We start from the raw sequence: 20,757 nt of genomic DNA on the forward strand, positions 1-20,757 counted from the left end.
CTCGCTCTCATCGTCTCCCCGCCGGCCGGTCGACGCCATCCGGCCGGGCGGGGCCGCCCCACCGCAGGCCGCCCAACCGGTTGACGTGTCACGAGGTCGCACCGTTTGCTTGCGCTCCATGTGTGCCGACATCCAGACCGACACCTTGCATCCCGGTGAGCCGATGTTCCCGCCCTCCCTCGTGCGCCGGCTGATCGCCACTCAGTTCCCGCGGTGGGCGCAGCTGCCGCTCGCCCGGGTCCGCTCCGCGGGCACGTCCAACGTGATGTACCGGCTCGGGGGGGGGACATGGTCGTCCGGCTCCCGCGCACCCCCGGGGCGGCGGACGACGTGCACAAGGAGCACCACTGGCTGCCGCGGCTCGCCCCGGCACTCCCGGTGGCCGTGCCCGAGCCTCTGGGCCTGGGCGCACCGGACGCGGGCTGCCCATGGCCCTGGTCGGTGTACCGCTGGCTCGACGGGGACATCGCCGAGCCCGGCGCCCTCACCGAACCGGCGCTGCTGGCAGGGGACTTGGCGCATTTCGTCACCGCGCTGCACCGTGTCGACCCGGCGGGCGGGCCGCCCGCGTACCGCAGTGAACGCCTGGCGGCACGGGACGGCGAGACCCGTGCGGCCATCGCCGCGCTGCGCGAGGTGATCGATGTCCGGGAGGCCACCGCCGCCTGGGACGCGGCCCTGTGCACCCCGCCGCCGGACGGGCCGCCCGTGTGGATCCACTCCGATCTGCAACCCGCGAACCTGCTGCTGACGCGCGGGCGGCTGAACGCCGTCATCGACTTCGGGTGCCTGGGGCTCGGCGACCCGGCCGTCGATCTGATCGTGGCCTGGTACGTGCTGCCGGCCGACGGCCGGGCGCGGTTCCGCGCCGCGCTGGAGACGGACCCGACGCCCCGCGCGCGCCGGCCGGACCGGACGGGCGAGGCGGCCTGGGCGCGGAGGCGCGGCTGGGCGCTGTCGATCGCGCTGCTCGAGCTCTCGTACTACCGCGACAAGAACCGTCGGTGCGCTCGGGCCAGGGCGTCCCGGGCTTCGTCGGGCGAGTACCCCGGCGGACCCGGGCGAGTCACGGGGCCGGTCCGCGCCCCGCGCCTCGGCCCTAGGGGCTGTCCGGCTGAGGCACGGGGGCCAGTGGGTCGTCGGCGACGTCGCGTACCGTGCGGGCGTGGTCGGCGGACTCCACCGCCAACTCGCCGGCCGCGGCCGTCAGCGCGCGCAGGGCGGGGACGAGCGCGGCGCGCTCCGCGGCGGGCAGCCGCTGCACGAGCCGGCGGACCTCCGCGCGGCGGTGGGCGAGGACCCGGGTGACCAGGTCCTGCCCCGCGGACGTCAGGGTCAGCACGACTTCGCGCCGGTTGGCGGGGTTGGTCCTGCGGTCGACCAGGTCGAGCGCCTCAAGCCGTTCCACCATGCGCAGCGCGGTGGAGGGGTTGACGCCGAGCGTGGCGGCGAGGGCGGCGAGCTTGACCGGGCCGCAGGTGTCGAGCACGACCAGCGCCCGCAGTTGGGGCAGGGTGAGCGACTCGGCGGTGGAGGCGAGGGCGCGGGCGGAGATCGCCACGAAGAGCCGGGAGGCCGCCATCACGGCCGTGCCGAGTTCCTCGGCCTCGCGGTCCAGCGCGTGGTGCCCAGCGTCCGGGGCCGGTTCGGCCGGGGCCGGTTCGGTGGGGGCCGGTTCGGTGGGGGCCGGTTCGGTGGGGTGCTGCGGCATGGTGTCCCCTCGCGCCGGTCCGCCCGGGCGGGCGGAACACGATCATGTGCGGAGCATCATTGCAGAGGGCAACGGCACCGGACGGCGGCCGTCCCCGCGGTCATCCCCTCCTCCTCACGCGGCCCGGCCGGAGCGCTCCTCCGTGCCCGCTCGCGCCCGGCCCGCCGCGCCTGCCGAGCGCTGCCCCGGCGGTGGCGGCGGCGCCCACGGCGAGCGCGGAGGCGACGGCGGCGGGGTGGCGGGCCAGGGCGGCCTGCAAGGACCGGCGATGCGCGACCTCGTCGAAGATGCCGTGTGCCTCGTGGTCGGTGCCCTCCGTGCCGTCGACGGGCGCGAAGAGATTGCTCTCGCCGGTGGGCGGGCGCCGGTCCGTCTGCTGGGAGTCGAACCCGGTGCGGGCCAGGTAGCGGTCCAGCAGGGCGGGGAAGAGGCGGTTGGCCCAGATCGTCGCGAGCGTGGTGGCGCCGACGTAGTACTGCTTGCGGCGCGGGTGGTCGGCGGCGTGCACGACGCCGCGGGCCGCGACCTCCGGCTGGTAGATGGGCGGGACGGGCTGCGGGTGCCGGGGCAGGCGGGTGGTCACCCAGGAGAACTGCGGGGTGTTGACGGCCGGCATCTGCGCGATCGTCACGTGCACGGCGCTGCCGCGGTGCAGCAGTTCGGTGCGCAGCGAGGAGGTGAAGCCGTTGATGGCGTGCTTGGCCCCGCAGTACACCGACTGCAGCGGCACCGACCGCTCCCCCAGCGCGGAGCCGACCTGCACGATGGTGCCGCGGTCGCGGGGCAGCATCCGTTTCAGGGCGGTGCGGGTGCCGTTGACGAAGCCGAGGTAGGTCACCTCGGTGGCCCTCCGGTACTCCTTCGGCGTGATCTCCTCGAACGGCGCGAAGACGGTGCTGAACGCGCAGTTGATCCACACGTCGATCGGGCCGAAGTACTCCTCCGCGGCCGAGGCGGCGGCCTCCACCTGGTCCGGTTCGGCCACGTCGGCGACCTGGACCAGCGGCCGGCCGCCCAGGGCCTCGACCTCCTTCGCGGCCGCGTCGAGCCCGGCCCGGCCGCGGGCGATCAGGACGACGTTGGCGCCGCGCCCGGCGTACAGGCGCGCGGTGGCGCGGCCGATGCCGGCGCTGGCACCGGTGATGACGACGGTCTGGTTCATGTCAGCTCCTTGCTGGACGGCGCGCCCCGGGCGGCTCGGGGCGCTGGGCGGGATGCGGCGAGGTCCCCGGCGGGATCCGGGGCGGGCCCGGGGCGGGGTCTTCGGCCAGGCGGGCGGCGCTCTCCAGAAACAGGGCGTGGACGAAGGCCTGCGGGAGGTTGCCGCGCAGTTGGCGCTGGGCGATGTCGAACTCCTCCGCGTACAGTCCCGACGCCCCGCAGGCGCCGCGATTGCGTTCGAACCAGCGGCACGCCTCGACCGCGTCGCCCTGCTGGTGCTCGGCCAGCGCCATGAGGAACCCGCAGAGCAGGAACGCGCCCTCGGCCTCCTCCAGCGGCCGGTCGTCGTGACGGAACCGGTAGACGAAGTGCTCCTGGGTGAGCTGCGCGCGGCAGGCGGCGAGGGTGGCGCGGGCGCGCGGGTCGCCGGCGGGCAGCGCGCCGCGCAGGGCGGGCAGCAGCAGGGCCGCGTCGACCGCGGGATCGCCGGGGGCGCGCTGCCAGTGGCCGTCGGGGTGCACACAGGTCGCCGCGGTCTCGGCGAACAGGGTGGCGGCGAGGTCGGCGCAGGTGCCCGCGAGCGGTCGGCCCGGGGCCGCGCCGGCCAGGGCGCGCAGCCCGGCGACGCAGGTGAGCCGGCTGTGCGTCCAGGGCCGGTCGTCCAGCTCCCAGATGCCCGCGTCGGGCTCGCGCCACCGCTCGGCGACCGCCCGCACCGCGGTCTCGGCGGCCTTCCAGCCGTCGCCGCCGAGCCGGCCGTGCCGTTCGGCGGCGGCGAACAGCAGCAGGGCCTCGCCGAAGCAGTCGAGCTGGAACTGCTTCTCCACGTGGTTGCCGACCCGGCTGAAGCCGCCCGGGTAGCCGGGCAGGTCGAGCTCCCGCTGACCGGGGACGGGCGTGCCGTACACGGTGTACGCGGGGGCCAGGCGGGGCCCGTCGGCCAGCAGCCGCTCGCCCACGAAACGGACCGCGGAGTCGAGGAGTTCCGGGGCGCCGGCGGCCGCCGCGGCCTGTCCGGCGTAGCTCTGGTCGCGGATCCACACGTACCGGTAGTCGTAGTTGCGGCCCTCCTCGGCGCGCTCGGGCAGGCTGGTCGTGGCCGCGGCGACCATGCCGCCGCCGTGCGCGGTCAGCCCGCGCAGCAGGGCGTAGGCGCGCCGGGCGTCGCCGGGGGCCGCGGTCCGCTCCAGCGCGGGGACGGCCCGCCGCCAGGCCCGTTCGGTGGCCTGCCAGGCCCGGTCGGCCGGGGGCGTGGTGTGCGGCAGCGGCGAGTCGGAGCACTCCAGGACCAGGTCGTGGCTCTGGCCGGGCTGGAGCACGAGATCGGCGGTCAGCCCCTCGGCCCGGACGGTCGCCGACGGGGCGCCCTGCCAGCGCAGCCGGTGGCGGCCGGTGTGCAGGTGCCACACGCCGTCGTCGTCGCGGTGCGTGGAGGTCAGGGGGGCGCGGCCGTAGTCGCCGCGCGGGTCGAGTACGACTCTGAGGTGGGCGGTCGCCTCGACGGCGCGCACCTGCCGCAGCAGGACCAGGCGGCCCGGCTCGCCGGGGAGGGCGAGGGCCTCGCGGCACTCGATCACGCCGTCGGTGGTGATCCAGCGGCTGCGCCAGATCAGCGTGCCGTCCTCGTAGTAGCCGCCCGGGACCCAGCGCCCGCGCGGGGTCACGGCGTAGACGCCCGCGCCGCCGATGAGCGAGGCGAAGACGGCGTCGTCGTGCCAGGTGGGCGCGCACAGCCAGTTGACGGCGCCGTCGGGCCCGATCAGGGCGCCGCGCTCCCCGTCGGCCAGCAGCGCGTAGTCGTGCAGCGCGTGCGGCGGGAAGGATGTGCTGCTCATCGGTGCTGCCTCCTGGTCTCAGCCCACTCGGTAGGTCTGTGCGCGCCCGCCGGCGAGGGTCAGCCCGAGCCCGGGCGCGCCGTCGGCGCCCGGCGCGACGGTGCCGCCGTCCGGGTTGAGGCAGCCGTCGAAGAGGAGGCGCTCGATGCGCACGTGGTCGTGGAACCACTCCAGATGCCGCAGGTTGGGGACCGCGGCGGCGGCGTGCGCGTGGGCGTGCGGGGCGCAGTGCCCGGAGACGGCGATGCCGCGGGCCTCGGCGAGGGCGGCGACGCGCAGCCAGACGGTGATGCCGCCGCACCGGGTGACGTCGGCCTGCAGGCAGTCCACGGCGCCCGCGGCCAGCATGTGCTCGAAGTACGGCAGCGTGTAGCCGTATTCGCCGGCGGCGACGTCCAGGGGCAGTTGCCCGCGGATCAGGGCGAGGGTGGTGAGGTGGTCGGAGGAGACGGGCTCCTCGAACCAGGTCACGCCCTGGTCCGCGAGGGCCCGGCCGACGCGTACGGCCTGCTTGGCGTCGTAGCCGCCGTTGGCGTCGACGTACAGGTCGGCCCGGTCGCCGATGGCGGCGCGCGCCCTGCCCACGCGCTGCCGGTCGCGCTCCTCGCGGCGCCCCCACGACTCGCCGATCTTGATCTTGACGCGGGGGATGCCCTCCTCCTCGGCCCATCCGCGCAGTTGCCGCTCCAGCCGCTCGTCGTCGTAGGTGGTGAAGCCGCCGCTGCCGTAGACCGGCACGTCCTCGCGGGCGGCGCCGAGCAGCCGGACCAGCGGCAGGCCGAGCAGCCGGGCCTTGAGGTCCCACAGGGCGACGTCCACGGCGGCGATCGCCTGGGCGGCCACGCCGGGCAGGCCGGCGTTGCGCACCGCGCGCCGCATGGCCTCGTTCGTACCCGGTACGTCCCAGGCCGGTGATCCGGTGACGACGCCGGCGAGCAGGCCGTCGACCACGCGGGCGGTGGCGGGCGGGGCGTAGGTCCAGCCGAGGCCGGTGACGTCGCCGCAGCGGACGGTGGCCAGGACGAGCGTGGTGCTGTCCCAGCTCAGGGTGCCGTCCGCCTCGGGCGCGTCGGTGGGAACGGTGAACACCGCGGTGTCCACGCGCTCCACGACCGGGATGTCGCTCACTTCCCGTCCTCCGCGCCGGGCCGGTCCTCGCGGTGCCGGCCGCCGGGCAGGAACTCCTGCACCTTGGCCTTCAGGCCCTGGCGGACCATGCCGGCCCGGTCGCTGTCGCCCTTGAGGATCGAGGTCGCCGCGGCCTCGATCTGGTCGAGGGTGGCGTGCGGCGGGACGGGCGGCACGGCCGGGTCGGTGACGAAGTCGAGCACGCACGGCTTGTCGGCGGCCAGCGCGGCCTCCCAGGCGCCCTGGACGTCGCCGGGCTTCTCGATCCGGATCCCGTCCAGGCCGATCAGCCGGGCGAAGTCGGCGTAGGCGACGTCGGGGATCGACTGGGACGGCAGGAACTGCGGGGCGCCCTCCATGGCGCGCATCTCCCAGGTGACCTGGTTGAGGTCCTGGTTGTTCAGGACGGCCACGATGAGGCGCGGGTCCTCCCACTCGCGCCAGTACTTGGCGACGGTGATCAGCTCGGCCATGCCGTTCATCTGCATCGCCCCGTCGCCCACCAGCGCGATCGCCGGGCGGTCGCCGTGAGCGAACTTGGCGCCGATGACGTACGGCACTCCGGGCCCCATGGTGGCCAGGGTGCCGGAGAGCGAGCCGCGCATGGCGCCGCGCAGCTTCAGATGGCGGGCGTACCAGTTGGCGGCGGAGCCGGAGTCGGAGGCCAGGATGACGTTGTCGGGCAGCAGGTCGTTGAGGGTGTGGGCGACGTACTCGGGGTTGATCGGGTCCGCGTCGACCGCGGCCCGCCGCTGCATGACCTCCCACCAGCGGGCGGTGTCCTTCTCGACCTTCTTGCGCCAGGCCGTGTTCTTGCGCGCCTCCAGCAGCGGCAGCAGCCGGGTCAGCGCCTCGCGGGCGTCGCCGACGAGGTTCACCTCGAAGGGGTAGCGCAGGCCGACCATGTGCGGGTCGATGTCGATCTGCACGGCCCGCGCCTGCCCGAACTCCGGCAGGAACTGCGTGTACGGGAAGGAGGAGCCGATGACGAGAAGGGTGTCGCAGTCCCTCATCAGCTCGTACGACGGCCGGGTGCCGAGCAGGCCGATGGAGCCGGTGACGTAGGGCAGGTCGTCGTCCAGGGCGTCCTTGCCTAGCAGCGCCTTGGCGACGCCCGCGCCGAGGCGTTCGGCGACCGCCATGACCTCCTGACGGGCCCCGCGGGCGCCCTGGCCGACCAGAAGGGCCACCTTCTCACCGGCGTTGAGCACCTCGGCGGCGCGGGCGAGGTCCTCGTCGGTGGGCACGGGCGCGTAGTGCGGCATGCCGAGACTGGAGGGGACCATCTTGAAGGCGTGCGGGGGCGGCGAGTAGTCGAGTTCCTGCACGTCGGCGGGGAGGATGACGGCCGTGACCGAGCGGCGGGCCATGGCGGTGCGCATCGCCCGGTCGAGCACGTTGGGCAGTTGCTCGGGGACGGTGACCATCTCGCAGAAGTCGGAGGCGACGTCCTTGTAGAGCGTCAGCAGGTCGACCTCCTGCTGGTAGGAGCCGCCCATGGCGCTGCGGTTGGTCTGGCCGACGATCGCGACGACCGGCACGTGGTCGAGCTTGGCGTCGTACAGGCCGTTGAGCAGGTGAATGGCGCCGGGGCCGGAGGTGGCGGCGCACACGCCGACCCGGCCGGAGAACTTGGCGTAGCCGACGGCCTCGAAGGCGGCCATCTCCTCGTGGCGCGCCTGGATGAACCGGGGGTTGTCGTCGGCCCGGCCCCAGGCCGCGAGCAGGCCGTTGATGCCGTCGCCGGGGTAGGCGAAGACGCGCTCCACACCCCAGTCGCGCAGGCGCTCGAGGACGTGGTCGGAAACCTTCATCGACATGTTCGAAGACCTTTCCGGAGGGTGGTGTCGCACGGCGCCCGGGGGCGGGCCGTGCGGAGGGCGGGGGTCACCGGCGGCGCAGGTGTCTGAGCGCCGTCCGGCCGGCCGCGGTCGCCGCGGTCGCCGCGAGGAGGGCGGCACCCGCGGTGGCCGCCCACCGGGCCGGCCCGGCCGGCGGGGCGGGCCGCTCGGCCAGGCGTTCGGGCTCCCGGCTGGGCAGGTTCCCCTGGAGGCCGAGGGAGAGCACCTCGGCCAGGTGCAGGGCCCGGCGGCCGGTGCCGCCCTGTTCGATCTGGGTGCGGCAGCTGAAGCCGTCGGCGAGCACCAGGCTGCCGGGGGCCGCCGCGCGGACGGCGGGCAGGACGCCCTGTTCCGCGACGGCCATGGAGACGTCGTGGTGTCCGCGTTCGAAGCCGAAGTTGCCGGCCAGGCCGCAGCAGCCCTCGTCCAGGACGTCGGCTTCGAGGCCGGCGCGGCGCATGAGTTCCCGGTCGGCGTCGAACTTCATGATCGCGTGCTGGTGGCAGTGGGTCTGCACGGTCGCCTGCCGGGTGAGCCGCGGCGGCTCCCAGCCGTCGGGCGCGTGGTGCACGAGTTGCTCGGCGAAGGTGCGGAGCTGCCCGGCCAGCCGCCGCACGTCCTGGTCGCCCGGCATCAGTTCGGGCGCGTCGGACCGGAACACCGCCGTGCAGGAGGGTTCGAGGCCGATGATCGCGGTGCCCGCCTCCAGATAGGGCCGCAGCACGTCCAGCGTGCGCCGCAGCACCTTCCGGGCGACGGTCAGCTGGCCGGTGGAGATCCAGGTCAGGCCGCAGCACACGGGTTCGGCGGGGACGGCGACCTTGAAGCCCGCGTCCTCCAGGACCCGTACGGCCGAGATCGCGACGGAGGGGTGGAAGTAGGTGCTGAAGGTGTCGGGCCAGAGCAGCACGGTCCGCGGGTCGGCCGGGTCCGGCTCCTCGGCGCCCCGTTCGCGCCACCACCGGACGAAGGACTGCCGCGCGAACACCGGTGTCTGCCGCTCCTCGGCCACCCCGGCCAGCCGCTTGCCGGCGCGGGCCAGACCGGGCGCCTGGAGCACCGCGTTGACCAGGGACGGGGCGAACCGGGAAAGCCGGGCCCACAACGGCAGCCAGCCCATGGAGTAGTGGGCGGCGGGACGCAGCCGGCCCTCGTAGTGGTGGGAGAGGAACTCGGCCTTGTAGGTGGCCATGTCGACGCCGACCGGGCAGTCCGACTTGCAGCCCTTGCAGGCCAGGCACAGGTCGAGGGCGTCGCGCACCTCGGTGGAGCGCCAGCCGTCGGTGATCGTGGAGTCGGCGTGCCCGGCGAGCATCTCGAACAGCAGACGGGCCCGGCCCCGGGTGGAGTGCTCCTCCTCCCGGGTCGCCCGGTACGAGGGGCACATCACGCCGCCGGAGTGGCTGCGGCAGTTGCCGATGCCGACGCAGCGCATCACGGCGCGGGTGAAGGAGTGGTCGTCCTCCGGATAGCTGAAGTGGGTCGCGGGCGTGGCGGGCCGCCAGGCGGGGCCGAGGCGGAGCTGCCCGTCGACCGGGTTGGGGTCGACGACCTTGCCCGGGTTCATCCGGTTGCCCGGGTCGAACAGCCTCTTCATCTCGCCGAAGGCGGTCACCAGCCGTTCGCCGAACATCCGGGTCAGCAGTTCGCCCCGCGACTGCCCGTCGCCGTGCTCGCCGGACAGCGAGCCGCCGTAGGAGACCACGAGGTCGGCGGCCCGCTCCAGGAAGCGGCGGAAGTCGGCGACGCCCTCGGCGGTCTTCAGCCCGAACGGGATGCGGGTGTGCACACAGCCCTGCCCGAAGTGCCCGTACAGGGACGGATGGTCGTAGTCGAACTCGTCGAACAGGCCCTTCAGGTCGCGCAGATAGGCGCCGAGCCGCTCCGGCGGTACGGCCGAGTCCTCCCAGCCCTCCCAGGTCTCCCGGTCGTCCGGCGGCCGCGCGGTCACCCCGAGGCCGGCCTCGCGGGCCTTGAGCATCCTCTGCTCGCGTTCGGGGTCGTCGGAGAAGGCCACGTCCGGGTCCTTCTCGCCGCGGCCGACGGCGCGCAGCAGCGCGTGCGCCTGCTCGTCGACGTCCTCCTGGCTGTCACCGCTGTACAGCACCAGCAGCCAGCTGCCGCCCTCGGGCAGCGCGGCCAGCGACTCCAGGTGGGCGCCCTCCTCGCGCATCAGCTGCGCCATGCGCCCGTCCAGCGCCTCCAGTTGGCTGGGCGAGCAGTGCTGGAGCAGCCGGGGCACGTCGTCCCCCGCCCGGCAGATGTCCGGGTACCCGAGGACCAGCAGCGACTGGTACGGCGGCACGGGGACCAGGTCAAGTTCGGCGCGCAGGACGGTCACCAGGGTGCCCTCGCTGCCGACGAGGGCCCGGGCGACGTCGAAGCCGTTCTCCGGCAGCAGCGAGTCGAGGTTGTAGCCGGAGACCCGCCGGGGGATCTTCGGGTAGCCGCGCCGGATGTCGCCCAGGTACTCCCCGACCAGGCGTTCCAGGCCGTCGTAGATCTCGGCGCGGCGCCCGCCCTCAGCGGTGATCCGAGCCCGCTCCGCGGGCGAGGTCGGCCCGACCCACATGCGCAGGCCGTCGTAGGTGAGGACCTCCAGCCGGCGCACGTTGTCCACGGTCTTGCCGTAGGCCTGGGCCGAGGCGCCGCAGGAGTTGTTGCCGATCATGCCGCCCAGGGCGCAGTGGCTGTGCGTGGACGGCTTGGGGCCGAACTGCAGACGGTGGCCGGACAGCCGCCGGTTCAGCTCGTCGAGGACGATGCCCGGTTCGACCACGCAGGTGCGGGCCTCGGGGTCGACGGAGATCAGGCCGTGGCAGTACTTGCTCCAGTCGATCACCACGGCGGCGTTGGCCGACTGGCCCGCCAGACTGGTGCCGCCGCCGCGCGACAGGACCGGGGCGCCGAAGCGGGCGCACACCTCCACGGCGTGGGCCCCGGCCTCGACGGTCCGCGGGACCACCACGCCGAGGGGGACCTGGCGGTAGTTGGAGCCGTCCGTGGAGTAGGCGCCCGTGCTGCCCACGTCGAACCGCACCTCGGCGTCCACGGCCGCTCGCAGCGCCCGCTCGAGCCGTGTCACGTCCACCGCGGACACGTCGGGTGCTTCGGGGGGAGGGTTGCGGGACATCGGGTCGACCGCCTTCCTGCACGAACGGGGCGCGTGACGGCGCAGCCGCCGCCTACGCCGCCCGGGTACCCAATCTTGCAGTGTGCAACGTTGATTTTTTTCGACCGGCCGGCGGTCGCGTTCCTCGGGACGGCCGAATGCCCCGGGGACAGGACACCCCGGGAGACCGCGGTGGCGATCGCATCAATCCGGTCACCGGGGGCGGGCCGCCTCCCCGGCGCGGAACCGGAAGGCGCCCGTGCCGCCGCCCAGGGTCAGCCAGATGTGCTCGCCCTCCCGGACCAGACGCAGGGCGATGTGCGCGCATCCCGGGCACCGGGCGGTCAGGCCCGGCTCGGGCCCGTAGACGTGAAGCTGGGCCAGGGGGCCCGACCGCGCGCACTCCGGGCAGCGCCACCAGGCGGTGGTGGTCTCCACGGAGAGGACCTCCGAGAGCGGACCGGCCAGGCAGTTGCCGTCGAGATGGGTGGTGGTGTCCGACATATGGGGACCTCCCCTGGCACGGGCGGACGGGTCAGCCGAAGCGTTCGGTGCGGATGGCGGCGGGGTCGCGGCCGAGGGCGACGAGCAGGTCGGCGACGGACTCGACGAATCCGGTCGGCCCGCAGATGTAGACGGGGCTGCCCGGCTCCAGCCGGGCCACCGGCTCGTGCAGGTCGTCCGCGCTCACCCGGCCCGGTTCGCGGGAGATGTCCCGCGGTGACCTGCGGGTGTACACGATGCGCACGTCGACCAGCGGATCCTCGTGGAAGAGGTCGTCCCGGTACCAGACCTCCTCGGGGCCGCGCACCGAGTACAGCAGGTGGAAGGGGCTGCGCGAGCCGGACCGCCGGTGGGCGCGGACCATCGCCGCGAGCGGGACCACTCCCGAGCCGCCGGCCACCAGCAGCACCGGCGCGCTGTCCTCGCCGCGCCACACGAACCAGTTGCCGAGCGGTCCCCGCATCTCGACGTCCGCCTCCAGCGGCAGCAGGTGCGCCAGATACGGCGAGACCTCCCCGCCCGGGACGGCCTGGACGCCCAGCTCGACGCGGTCGCCGTCGGCGGGCGCCGCCAGGGAGTAACTGCGTACGGCCTGGTAGCCGTCGTCGGCGGTGAGCCGTACGTCGACGTGCTGTCCGGGCAGGTGGCCGGGCCAGCCGGGCACGGCGAAGACCAGGGAGCGGGCGGAGCGGGACTGGACGTGGCGCTCGGCCAGCCGCGCGGCGCGCCAGGTGATGCGCACGGTCAGTCGCCCCAGGTGCGCTGCTCGCGCCACGGGTCGCCGTGGCCGTGGTAGCCGACGGACTCCCAGAAGCCGGGTTCGTCCTCCGTGGTGAGCCGCAGGCCGCGCACCCACTTCGCCGACTTCCACAGGTACAGGTGCGGCACGAGCAGCCGGGCGGGGCCGCCGTGCTCGGGCGACAGGGGGTAGCCGTCGTAGCCGTGCACGATCCACGCCCTGCCGTCGAGGAGGTCCTCCAGCGCGAGGTTGGTGGTGTAGCCGCCGTAGCTGTCGACGACGGCGTGGTGCGCGGCCGTCTCGACGCCCTCCAGGAAGACGTCGAGCGGGACCCCGCGCCACCGCGTGTCGAACTTCGACCAGCGGGTCACGCAGTGGATGTCCTGGACGGTGTCCTGCTGCGGCAGGCCCATCATCCGGTCCCAGTTCCAGGCGTGGGTCTCGCCGCGCTCGGTGGTCACCGTGAAGGTCCAGGTGTCGGTCGCCACGCGCGGTGTCGGCCCGGCCGACAGCACGGGGAAGGACTCGGTCGGGTACTGGCCGGGCGGCAGGCGGTCCGCCAGTGAACGGGCGCGCCCGCGGAATCCGGGTGAGAAGGACGTCACGGCGCCACCTCCTGAGCGCGTGTGCGGGCTGCCCTGCCGGTACGCGGACCCATCTCTCAGTCTCGGCGGACGGCGGCGGCCTGACCACTCGGCGTCCTGGGGGCCGGGGCGGGGCGAAGGCGCGGCGCCGGTGGGGGTGCGCGGTGGCCACCTGTCCCAAGGCTCCGTTGTGCTCCGGGGGCGCGCTCTACGATGAGGTCGACCACCACGGCAAAGGGAGAGCAGCGGGGCCATGCGACAGCTGGGGGAACTGGAGGCGGAGATCATGGACCGCCTGTGGAGGTGGAAGCGCCCGGCGACCGTGCGGGAGGTCGTCGACGACATCAACCGGACCCGGCCCGTCGCCTACACCACGGTGATGACCGTCGCCAACATCCTCCATTCCAAAGGCTGGCTGGTGCGCGAGGAGAAGGACGGGCGCGCCTGGCTGTACGAACCGGTCCGCACCCGGGAGGAGTACTCCGCCGCCCTCATGGAGGACGCCCTCGACGCCAGCGAGGACCGGCCCGTGGCGCTCGCCCACTTCGTCAGCCACATGACCCCCGCCGAGCGCAGCGCGCTGCGCAAGGCCCTGCGCGCCGTGGGGAGGGATCCCGACTCCGGCTCCGGCTCCGGCTCCGGCTCCGGCTCCGGCTCCGGCTCCGGCTCCGGCTCCGGCTCCGGCTCCGGGGCGTGAACGCGCCTGCCCGGTCGTCCGGTTCGGGGGGAGCGGGCGGTGTGCCGCGCTTCCCCCTCCCCCGGGTCCCGTCCCCGTCAGGCCCGGTACGCCATCAGCGCCATCATCCCGGACTCCCCGTGGTACGCGTTGTGGCAGTGCAGCATCCACCGGCCGGGATTGTCGGCGTCCAGATGGACGGACACCGTCCTGTTCGGCAGCACGATCGTGGTGTCCTTGCGCGGGCCGCCGGTGCCGAGCTGGTAGGTGTGCCCGTGCAGGTGCATCGGGTGCCACATGGTGGTCCGGTTGACGAAGTCCAGCCGGACCCGCTGGCCCTTCTCGACGAGGACCGGGTGCGCGGTCGGGTCGTTCATGTCGAACCGCCTGCCGTTGATGCCCCAGTCGTACCGGGCCATTCCCCCGGTCAGTTCGATGCGGTGCACCCGGTCGGTCCGCTTCGCCGGGAGACGGACGTCGTCGGCCGGCTTCAGCCGGTCCGCCGTCATGACCATGCCGCTTAGCTGGGACGGGCGGACGGCGGGCCCGGGCGCACCGCCGGCGCCGGTGCGGACCAGGGCCCTGCCACTGGCGTTCTTGCCCTCGGCGAGCGCGACCAGCGGGAACACGCCGTCGCCGAGGGTCACCGTGACGTCGTAGCGCTCCCCCATGCCGATCAGCAGCGCGTCGGTCTCACCGGGCCGGACCGGGAAACCGTCGGTGTGGGTGACGGTCATCCTGTGGCCGCCGAGCGCCACCCGGTACGCCGTGTCGCTCGCGGCGTTGACGATCCGGATCCTGACCCGGGAGCCGGGCTTGGCCCGGTAGACCTCGGGGTCGGCCGGGACGCGGCCGTTGACCAGGTGGTACGGGTACTCGACGTCACCGGCGTCGCCCCCGAGCAGCGGACTCCGGGCGCCCATGAGCATGAACTTCATGGACATGCCGTCCGTGTCACCCATGCCGTCCATGCCGTCCATGCCGCCGTGCATGTCACCCATGCCGTCCGTGCCGCCGCGCATGCCGCCGTCCGTGCCACCCATGCCGCCCATGCCCCGCCGGAGTTCCGCGAAGACCTCGTCGGGGGTGCCCGTCACGCCGTCGACCCAGTCGTCGAGGACGACCACCCACTCGTCGTCGTACTTCAGCGGCTCGTGCGGGTCCTCGACGATCAGCGGGGCGTAGAGGCCGCGGTCGAGCTGGACGCCGACGTGGGGGTGGAAGAAGTAGGTGCCGGGCGTGTCCGCGATGAAGCGGTAGGTGAAGTTGCCGCCCGGACGGCGGCCTGCGTCGCCGGGGGCACGCCGTCCATGTCCGCGCGCAGGGCGATGCCGTGCCAGTGGACGGAGGTCGTGGCCCTGCCCGGGAGCTGGTTGGAGAGCTCGGCGGCGAGCGTGTCGCCCGCGGACAGCCGCAGCTCCTTGCCCGGGGTCCGGCCGCTGAAGGCCCAGCTCCTGGCCTTGACACCGCCCCCGAGGTCGAGCGTGGCGGGCGCGGCGGTCAGCGTGACCTTCCGCACCCGGCCGGTGCCCCCGCGCTTCCTCTCCGTGGCGGCGACCACCTCGTCGGCGGGGCCGACCAGCCCGGCGTGGTCCCCTGAGATACCGGACGTGCCGGAGGTGCCGGAGGCGCCGCTGCAGGCCGCGAGGGCGCCCGCGCCCGCGGCGCCGAGTCCCGCCAGCAGCAGGGATCGGCGGTTGATGCTGTTCATGATGGGTCCTCTTCTCGATGTGCTCCGTCGGTCGGGCCGTGGGCGGGCACACCTCGCTCCCGGACGGTTGCGCGAGGGTGACGCCCGGGGCGCGGCCTAGATGAGCAGCCGGGAGAGGAGGGAGAGGTCGGGCGGAGCGCGGTGCGCCACCCCGTGCGGAGAGTGCGCCGCGCGGACGCCGCGGACGGCGTCCGCCGGGCCGGCGCGGGGGTCTGGGGGCGGCGGCACGAGCTGCACCGTGTCGAGGCTCGCGGCCGAGCAGTGCCCCGTGACCGCGCTCGCACAGGTGCTGTCACCACTGCCCGCCGGGAGGTCGGCACCGGCCCCGCCCATCGCGGTGACCGCCGTGGTGGTCGGCACGGCGGCCGGGGACACCAGACTCATGCGGTGCGTCGCACCCGAGCGATGCGTCGCGCCCATGCCGTGCATGGCACCCATGCCGTGCATGGCACCCATGCCGTGCATCGCACCCATGGCCGCGGACGGTCCCGGAACGGCCATGGGCCCGGCGGCATCGTGGTGGACGAGCACGGCGACGGCGGCCAGCAGCGCGACGACGACGGCCCGGGCCCAGCGGACGGCGCCCACCGGCGCATCACCCCACCGACCTGCGGTCTTCGTCATCTCGTTCCACGTCCCGCTCGTCGCGAAAGACTTGAGGCCACTATACCCGTACGGGGTATTGCCGCCACTTGACCGGGGTGCACCCCTCCCCGCCAGGACGGTCCGCCGACACGCGTGACGGAATACCCCAGGGGGGTATAGTGTTGACATCGTGAGGACGGGCTGGGCAACACCCCGTCCTACGATCGACTCCGCACGTCCGACCCCGAGGAAGCAACCATGACGACCGAACAGACGAACTCCAGCTCCTGCTGCGGCGGTTCCTGCGGCCCGGGTGCCGCGGCCGAGGACCGCGGCGTCACCACCGTCTACAAGGTCTCCGGCATGACCTGCGGCCACTGCGAGGGCGCCGTCTCCGAGGAGATATCCGCCCTGGACGGCGTCACCGCGGTCAAGGCCGTCGCCGCGACCGGCGAGGTCACCGTCACCTCCGCCGCGCCGCTCGACGAGGCCGCCGTACGCGCAGCCGTCGACGAGGCCGGCTACGAGCTCGTCGGCCGCGCCTGACCCCCGCCGGGCCCTGCCCCGGCGGCCCGCGCAGTCGCTCCCCCGCGCCGGGACGTATCGCTCCGCTGATACGGACGCTGTGCGTCCCGGCCTCCCTCAGGAGATACGTATGACCAGCACGGCAACCGAGAAGACGTCTGCCGGCACGACACCCGCGGCCTCGTCCGAGGTCGAGCTCTCCATCGGCGGAATGACGTGCGCCTCGTGCGCGGCGCGCGTCGAGAAGAAGCTCAACCGCATGGACGGGGTCACGGCGACGGTCAACTTCGCCACCGAGAAGGCGAAGGTCTCGTACCCGGCGGGCGTCGAGGTCGCCGACCTCATCGCCACGGTGGTGAAGACCGGCTACACCGCGGAGCAGCCGCCGCCCCCGGCCCCCAAGACCGAGGACTTGGGCGGGGAGGCCCCGGCGGCGGACGGCGAGCTGCTCTCCCTGCGGCAGCGGCTGCTGGTGTCCCTGACGCTCTCCGTCCCCGTCGTCCTCCTGGCGATGGTGCCGGCGCTGCAGTTCGACAACTGGCAGTGGCTGTCCCTGACGCTGGCCGCGCCGGTCGTCGTCTGGGGCGCCCTGCCGTTCCACCGGGCCGCGTTCACCAACGCCCGGCACGGCGCCGCCACCATGGACACGCTGGTGTCCATCGGCACCCTCGCCGCGTTCGGCTGGTCCCTGTGGGCGCTGTTCTTCGGCCACGCCGGTATGCCGGGGATGCGGCACGGCTTCGAGTTCACCGTCTCCCGCACCGACGGCTCCACCTCCATCTATCTGGAGGCCGCCGCCGGGGTGACCGCCTTCATCCTGGCCGGGCGTTATCTGGAGGCGCGGTCCAAGCGCAAGGCGGGCGCCGCCCTGCGCGCCCTGCTCGAACTGGGCGCCAAGGACGTCTCGGTACTGCGGGGCGGTGCGGAAGTACGCGTTCCCGTGGCCGACCTGGCGGTCGGCGACCGCTTCGTCGTCAGGCCCGGCGAGAAGGTCGCGACGGACGGGACCGTCGTCGAGGGCACCTCGGCGGTGGACGCCTCCATGCTGACCGGCGAGTCCGTGCCGGTGGACGTGACCGTGGGCGACGCGGTGACCGGCGCGACCGTGAACGCCGGGGGGCGCCTGGTCGTGGAGGCGACGCGGGTCGGCGCGGACACCCAGCTCGCGCGGATGGCCAGGCTGGTGGAGGACGCGCAGAACGGCAAGGCCGAGGTGCAGCGCCTTGCCGACCGCATCTCCGCGGTCTTCGTGCCGGTGGTCATCCTCATCGCCCTGGCCACGCTGCTGACCTGGCTGTTCGTCACCGGCGACGCGACCGCCGCCTTCACCGCGGCCGTGGCCGTCCTCATCATCGCCTGCCCGTGCGCGCTGGGGCTGGCCACGCCGACCGCCCTGATGGTCGGCACGGGCCGCGGTGCCCAGCTCGGCATCCTCATCAAGGGCCCGGAGGTGCTGGAGTCCACCCGCAGGGTCGACACCGTGGTGCTGGACAAGACCGGCACCGTGACCACCGGCCGGATGGCCCTGCAGGACGTGGTCGCCGCCGAGGGCGTCGAGGAGCGGGAACTGCTGCGGCTCGCGGGGGCGCTGGAACACGCCTCGGAGCATCCGATCGCCCAGGCGATCGCGGCGGGGGCCGGCGAGCGGGCCGGCGCCCTGCCGGTCCCGGAGAGCTTCGAGAACGTCGCCGGGCTCGGCGTGCAGGGCGTCGTCGACGGCCACGCCGTACTCGTCGGACGGGAGAAGCTCCTGGAGGAGTGGGCCATCCGGCTGCCCCGGGACCTCGCCGCGGCCAAGGCCGCCGCGGAGGCCGAGGGCCGGACGGCGGTCGCCGTGGCCTGGGACGGCGAGGCCCGCGGTGTGCTCGCGGTCGCCGACGCGGTCAAGGAGACGAGCGCGCGGGCCGTGGCGGAACTCCGGCGGCTGGGCCTGCGGCCCGTGCTTCTCACCGGGGACAACCAGGTGGTCGCCGAGTCGGTCGCCCGCTCGGTCGGCATCGACGAGGTGATCGCCGAGGTCCTGCCCCAGGACAAGGTGGACGTGGTCAAGCGGCTTCAGGCGCAGGGCCGTACGGTCGCGATGGTCGGCGACGGCGTCAACGACGCGGCCGCCCTCGCCACCGCCGACCTGGGTCTGGCGATGGGCACCGGCACGGACGCGGCGATCGAGGCCGGGGACCTGACGCTGGTACGGGGCGACCTGCTGGTGGCGGCGGACGCGATCCGGCTGTCCCGCAGGACGCTGGCCACCATCAAGGGCAACCTCTTCTGGGCCTTCGGCTACAACGTGGCCGCCCTGCCGCTGGCCGCCTTCGGCATGCTCAACCCGATGATCGCGGGGGCGGCGATGGCCTTCTCCTCGGTCTTCGTCGTCACCAACAGCCTGCGGCTGCGGTCTTTCAAGTAGCCGCTTGGGGCTCCGCCCGGCGGCCTGAACATTCCGCCACGCGGAAGAGGCGCCCGGCCCTCCGGCCGGGCGCCTCGGCGTGCGGGCGCCTCCGCGTCGGCGGGCGCCGAGGCCGCGGAAGCCGTGCGCCCGCGGGAGCCGAGGCAGCGGGCGCCTGCCGCCGGGGCGCGCGGGAGCCGAGGCGGCAGACGCCTGCCGCCGGGGCCGGGTGACCCGCGGGGCCGGCCGCCGGCAGCGATGGGCCGTGGAGGTATTCAGGGTTCAGGGGAAAGGGCTCGACAGGTCAGGGTTCAGGGCCCGCACACCGCGAGCAGCGGCAGCGAGGGCGCCGCGAGCGTCGCCGCCACGATGCACAGCCATGCCGTGCGGGTCGGGCGCGGTTGCGGGTCGAGGACGCGGCGCAGGCGGACGAGGACCCCCGATCCGCCCGCTCCCAGAGCGGCCCGGGGCGTCCGTCCGGCCGCCACCTCGCACATCGCGGTGGCCAGCACGTCCCGGGAGTGGAAGCGCAGTGCCCGGTCGTCCGCGATCATCTCCAGGAGGAGGAAGGTCTGCTCCCGGGCCAGCCGGGCGAGGGGCAGGCCGGTGGTGTGGTGGTCCGCGGTGACGGTGGCCGGTGGCCGGCGCTCCCTCACCCGCCGCCGGTTCACCGGCCGCGGTTACTCTTCGTCCGCCGCGGTCACGGGCCGGGCCCGCCCGACCTCGGGGGCCTCGCCCTGCTGGGCGCGGAGATGCAGGATGTCGCCGATGAACAGGTCGTAGACCAGCACGCCGATCACGCCGCCGACGAGCGGGCCGACGATCGGGATCCAGAAGTAGTTGCTGAACGCCCCGGACAGGGTGCCGGGGAGCGCGAGGTCCTGCCATCCGGCGACCCAGGTGAACAGCCGCGGGCCGAAGTCACGGGCCGGGTTGATGGCGTACCCGGCGTTCGCCCCGTAGGACATGCCGATGGCGGCGACGGCGAACCCGACCAGCAGCGGCCCGAGGTTGGCCTTCACTCCGGTGTTGCGCAGGTCGATGATCGCCGCGACGAGCATGACCAGGAACGCGGTACCGACGACCTGGTCGATCAGCGGACCCCAGTTGCCCCCGTGGAAGTACGGCGCGGGGAACGTTCCGAAGATCGAGAAGGACGCGAGGGTGTGCCCGTTCGTCTTCGGCCCCGGCATCGCCTGGTCGAAGGCGCCGATCGCGTTGTGGTAGACGCCGTAGACCAGAGCCGCGCCGGTGAAGGCGCCGGCGAGCTGGGAGATCCAGTACGGGACCACCTTGATCCAGGGGAAGCGGCGCCGGACCGCGAACGCCAGCGTCACCGCCGGGTTGATGTGGGCCCCGCTGACGCCTCCGGCCACGTACACGCCGAAGACCACGGCCATCGCCCATCCCCAGGTGATCAGCAGCCAGTCGCCGACGCTGATGAAGAAGGTGGTGGGGCCCTCGGTGCGTCCCGACCCGGGCAGTGCCGCGACCGCCATGGCGACCACGCCGCAGCCGAACGCGACGAGGACGAGGGTTCCCAGGAACTCTGCCAGACACTCGCCCCAGAGACCTCCACGGCTCTTGAGCCGGGAGGGCTTGATGAGAGGCCTGATTTCGACGGCCATGCGGCCCCCTAGACGTAGGGAAGCGTGACGGATTGGTGACCCAGCGCTGTCATGCCCTCCCAGCCTGCGCGGACGGCTTGGGGGCAGCAACATTTGCCTCCCGCGACGCGGGCTCTCCGGCACTCCCCCGCCCGGCGTACACCCCCTTCGGCCACGGGTCGGCGGCGGCGCGACAATGGGGGTACCGCTTCAGCCGAACGGGTGGCGGAGGAGGTCGCCATGGCATCCGCATCACACCCTCCCGCCCCGCACCTGTCCGCCGTGGCCGCCGCGACGGCCGGTGGCCGGCGTGCCGAGCTGGCCCTGGCCGGGGACCTCGACCTCGGCACCGTGCGCGAGCTCGAGGAGCGACTCGACGATCCGCTGTTGCGCCGGGCGGACGAATGGGTGGTGGACCTGAGCGGCGTCACCAGACTCGATCTGGCGTGCGCCTACGCCCTGCTGCGCGCGGCCACGCAACGGCCCGCGATCGCGCGGCTCACCGTCCGGGGCGCGCGGCGCACCGCCCAGCGGACCCTGCGCCACGCCGGTCTCGACACGGTCGCGCTGATCGAGGAGTGACGGCCGCTCCGCGCCGGGTCGGCGCACCACCCGGTCGGCACCGGCACCACCGGGTCGGCCCCCGGTCGAC

General features: G+C 74.1%; 16 protein-coding genes and 2 pseudogenes. 5 read left to right on the forward strand and 13 right to left on the reverse strand.

The genetic code is table 11. The annotated features are described in order from the left end of the window. Positions 1–118 precede the first annotated feature (118 nt). Positions 119–999 (forward strand): annotated as a pseudogene (locus ACIPM1_RS09455) (aminoglycoside phosphotransferase family protein); the annotation flags it as partial. Between the two features lie 100 nt (positions 1,000–1,099). Here the strand turns inward: ACIPM1_RS09455 and ACIPM1_RS09460 are convergent. From ACIPM1_RS09460 to ACIPM1_RS09500, 9 genes are all read right to left on the reverse strand, one after another. After that, complete coding sequence (locus ACIPM1_RS09460; RefSeq protein ID WP_402431210.1) at positions 1,100–1,711, reverse strand: MarR family winged helix-turn-helix transcriptional regulator; 612 nt, start codon at positions 1,709–1,711, stop codon at positions 1,100–1,102. 100 nt (positions 1,712–1,811) lie between these two features. After that, on the reverse strand, positions 1,812–2,873 hold the full coding sequence (locus ACIPM1_RS09465) for an SDR family oxidoreductase (protein WP_402431213.1): 1,062 nt from the start codon (positions 2,871–2,873) through the stop codon (positions 1,812–1,814). A 1-nt stretch (position 2,874) separates the two neighbouring features. Continuing rightward, positions 2,875–4,707 (reverse strand): glycoside hydrolase family 15 protein, encoded by a 1,833-nt coding sequence (locus ACIPM1_RS09470; protein WP_402431216.1) that lies wholly within the window; start codon positions 4,705–4,707, stop codon positions 2,875–2,877. An 18-nt stretch (positions 4,708–4,725) separates the two neighbouring features. Then, complete coding sequence (locus ACIPM1_RS09475; protein ID WP_402431219.1) at positions 4,726–5,835, reverse strand: enolase C-terminal domain-like protein; 1,110 nt, start codon at positions 5,833–5,835, stop codon at positions 4,726–4,728. Beyond that, positions 5,832–7,655 (reverse strand): thiamine pyrophosphate-requiring protein, encoded by a 1,824-nt coding sequence (locus tag ACIPM1_RS09480; RefSeq protein ID WP_402431222.1) that lies wholly within the window; start codon positions 7,653–7,655, stop codon positions 5,832–5,834. The genes ACIPM1_RS09475 and ACIPM1_RS09480 overlap by 4 nt, the downstream gene beginning before the upstream one ends. 67 nt (positions 7,656–7,722) lie before the next feature. Continuing rightward, positions 7,723–10,809 (reverse strand): FAD-binding and (Fe-S)-binding domain-containing protein, encoded by a 3,087-nt coding sequence (locus ACIPM1_RS09485; RefSeq protein WP_402431225.1) that lies wholly within the window; start codon positions 10,807–10,809, stop codon positions 7,723–7,725. A gap of 192 nt (positions 10,810–11,001) precedes the next feature. Then, entirely contained in the window at positions 11,002–11,292 is a 291-nt protein-coding gene (locus ACIPM1_RS09490) for a DUF6510 family protein (protein WP_356181882.1), read from the reverse strand. A 31-nt stretch (positions 11,293–11,323) separates the two neighbouring features. After that, positions 11,324–12,067, reverse strand: coding sequence for an FAD-binding oxidoreductase (locus ACIPM1_RS09495; RefSeq protein ID WP_402431228.1), 744 nt, complete (start codon positions 12,065–12,067; stop codon positions 11,324–11,326). After that, positions 12,037–12,636, reverse strand: a complete 600-nt coding sequence (locus ACIPM1_RS09500) for a molybdopterin-dependent oxidoreductase (RefSeq protein WP_356181876.1) — start codon at positions 12,634–12,636, stop codon at positions 12,037–12,039. The genes ACIPM1_RS09495 and ACIPM1_RS09500 overlap by 31 nt, the downstream gene beginning before the upstream one ends. Positions 12,637–12,868: 232 nt before the next feature. Between ACIPM1_RS09500 and ACIPM1_RS09505 the strand changes: the two genes are divergently transcribed. Beyond that, positions 12,869–13,312 carry a BlaI/MecI/CopY family transcriptional regulator gene (locus tag ACIPM1_RS09505; protein WP_402431232.1) on the forward strand — a complete coding sequence of 148 codons (444 nt, stop codon included), beginning with the start codon at positions 12,869–12,871 and terminating at the stop codon, positions 13,310–13,312. A 77-nt stretch (positions 13,313–13,389) separates the two neighbouring features. Here the strand turns inward: ACIPM1_RS09505 and ACIPM1_RS09510 are convergent. Together ACIPM1_RS09510 and ACIPM1_RS09515 are read right to left on the reverse strand one after the other, a co-directional pair. Beyond that, a pseudogene (locus ACIPM1_RS09510) lies at positions 13,390–15,002 on the reverse strand (multicopper oxidase family protein). 96 nt (positions 15,003–15,098) lie between these two features. Next, a complete protein-coding gene (locus ACIPM1_RS09515; protein ID WP_402431235.1) occupies positions 15,099–15,626 on the reverse strand; it encodes a hypothetical protein in 528 nt (175 codons plus the stop codon). Between the two features lie 219 nt (positions 15,627–15,845). On the opposite strand from ACIPM1_RS09515, the gene ACIPM1_RS09520 reads away from it, so the two are divergent. Beyond that, entirely contained in the window at positions 15,846–16,133 is a 288-nt protein-coding gene (locus ACIPM1_RS09520; RefSeq protein WP_402431238.1) for a heavy-metal-associated domain-containing protein, read from the forward strand. 109 nt (positions 16,134–16,242) lie between these two features. Next, the gene (locus tag ACIPM1_RS09525) at positions 16,243–18,519 is read left to right on the forward strand and encodes a heavy metal translocating P-type ATPase (RefSeq protein WP_402431241.1); all 2,277 of its coding nucleotides are present in this window, start codon (positions 16,243–16,245) and stop codon (positions 18,517–18,519) included. A gap of 290 nt (positions 18,520–18,809) precedes the next feature. On the opposite strand, the gene ACIPM1_RS09530 is transcribed toward ACIPM1_RS09525, so the two are convergent. Together ACIPM1_RS09530 and ACIPM1_RS09535 are read right to left on the reverse strand one after the other, a co-directional pair. Continuing rightward, the gene (locus ACIPM1_RS09530; protein ID WP_402431244.1) at positions 18,810–19,169 is read right to left on the reverse strand and encodes a hypothetical protein; all 360 of its coding nucleotides are present in this window, start codon (positions 19,167–19,169) and stop codon (positions 18,810–18,812) included. Positions 19,170–19,178: 9 nt separating this feature from the next. Continuing rightward, complete coding sequence (locus tag ACIPM1_RS09535) at positions 19,179–20,126, reverse strand: MIP/aquaporin family protein (protein WP_402431247.1); 948 nt, start codon at positions 20,124–20,126, stop codon at positions 19,179–19,181. A 219-nt stretch (positions 20,127–20,345) separates the two neighbouring features. Here ACIPM1_RS09535 and ACIPM1_RS09540 point away from each other — a divergent pair, with 219 nt between their 5' ends. After that, positions 20,346–20,687: an STAS domain-containing protein gene (locus tag ACIPM1_RS09540; protein ID WP_402431251.1), complete on the forward strand. Its 342-nt coding sequence runs from the start codon at positions 20,346–20,348 to the stop codon at positions 20,685–20,687. Positions 20,688–20,757 lie beyond the last annotated feature (70 nt).

Source organism: Streptomyces sp. NPDC086766 (assembly GCF_044746005.1).
Lineage (GTDB): Bacteria > Actinomycetota > Actinomycetes > Streptomycetales > Streptomycetaceae > Streptomyces.

Excerpts from the sequence above, each read along its gene's own strand:
- ACIPM1_RS09460 (WP_402431210.1), bottom strand. The coding sequence starts at position 1,711 with ATGCCGCAGCACCCCACCGAACCGGCCCCCACCGAACCGGCCCCCACC.
- ACIPM1_RS09465 (WP_402431213.1), bottom strand. The coding sequence starts at position 2,873 with ATGAACCAGACCGTCGTCATCACCGGTGCCAGCGCCGGCATCGGCCGC.
- ACIPM1_RS09470 (WP_402431216.1), bottom strand. The coding sequence starts at position 4,707 with ATGAGCAGCACATCCTTCCCGCCGCACGCGCTGCACGACTACGCGCTG.
- ACIPM1_RS09480 (WP_402431222.1), bottom strand. The coding sequence starts at position 7,655 with ATGTCGATGAAGGTTTCCGACCACGTCCTCGAGCGCCTGCGCGACTGG.
- ACIPM1_RS09485 (WP_402431225.1), bottom strand. The coding sequence starts at position 10,809 with ATGTCCCGCAACCCTCCCCCCGAAGCACCCGACGTGTCCGCGGTGGAC.
- ACIPM1_RS09490 (WP_356181882.1), bottom strand. The coding sequence starts at position 11,292 with ATGTCGGACACCACCACCCATCTCGACGGCAACTGCCTGGCCGGTCCG.
- ACIPM1_RS09505 (WP_402431232.1), top strand. The coding sequence starts at position 12,869 with ATGCGACAGCTGGGGGAACTGGAGGCGGAGATCATGGACCGCCTGTGG.
- ACIPM1_RS09515 (WP_402431235.1), bottom strand. The coding sequence starts at position 15,626 with ATGACGAAGACCGCAGGTCGGTGGGGTGATGCGCCGGTGGGCGCCGTC.
- ACIPM1_RS09520 (WP_402431238.1), top strand. The coding sequence starts at position 15,846 with ATGACGACCGAACAGACGAACTCCAGCTCCTGCTGCGGCGGTTCCTGC.
- ACIPM1_RS09525 (WP_402431241.1), top strand. The coding sequence starts at position 16,243 with ATGACCAGCACGGCAACCGAGAAGACGTCTGCCGGCACGACACCCGCG.
- ACIPM1_RS09535 (WP_402431247.1), bottom strand. The coding sequence starts at position 20,126 with ATGGCCGTCGAAATCAGGCCTCTCATCAAGCCCTCCCGGCTCAAGAGC.
- ACIPM1_RS09540 (WP_402431251.1), top strand. The coding sequence starts at position 20,346 with ATGGCATCCGCATCACACCCTCCCGCCCCGCACCTGTCCGCCGTGGCC.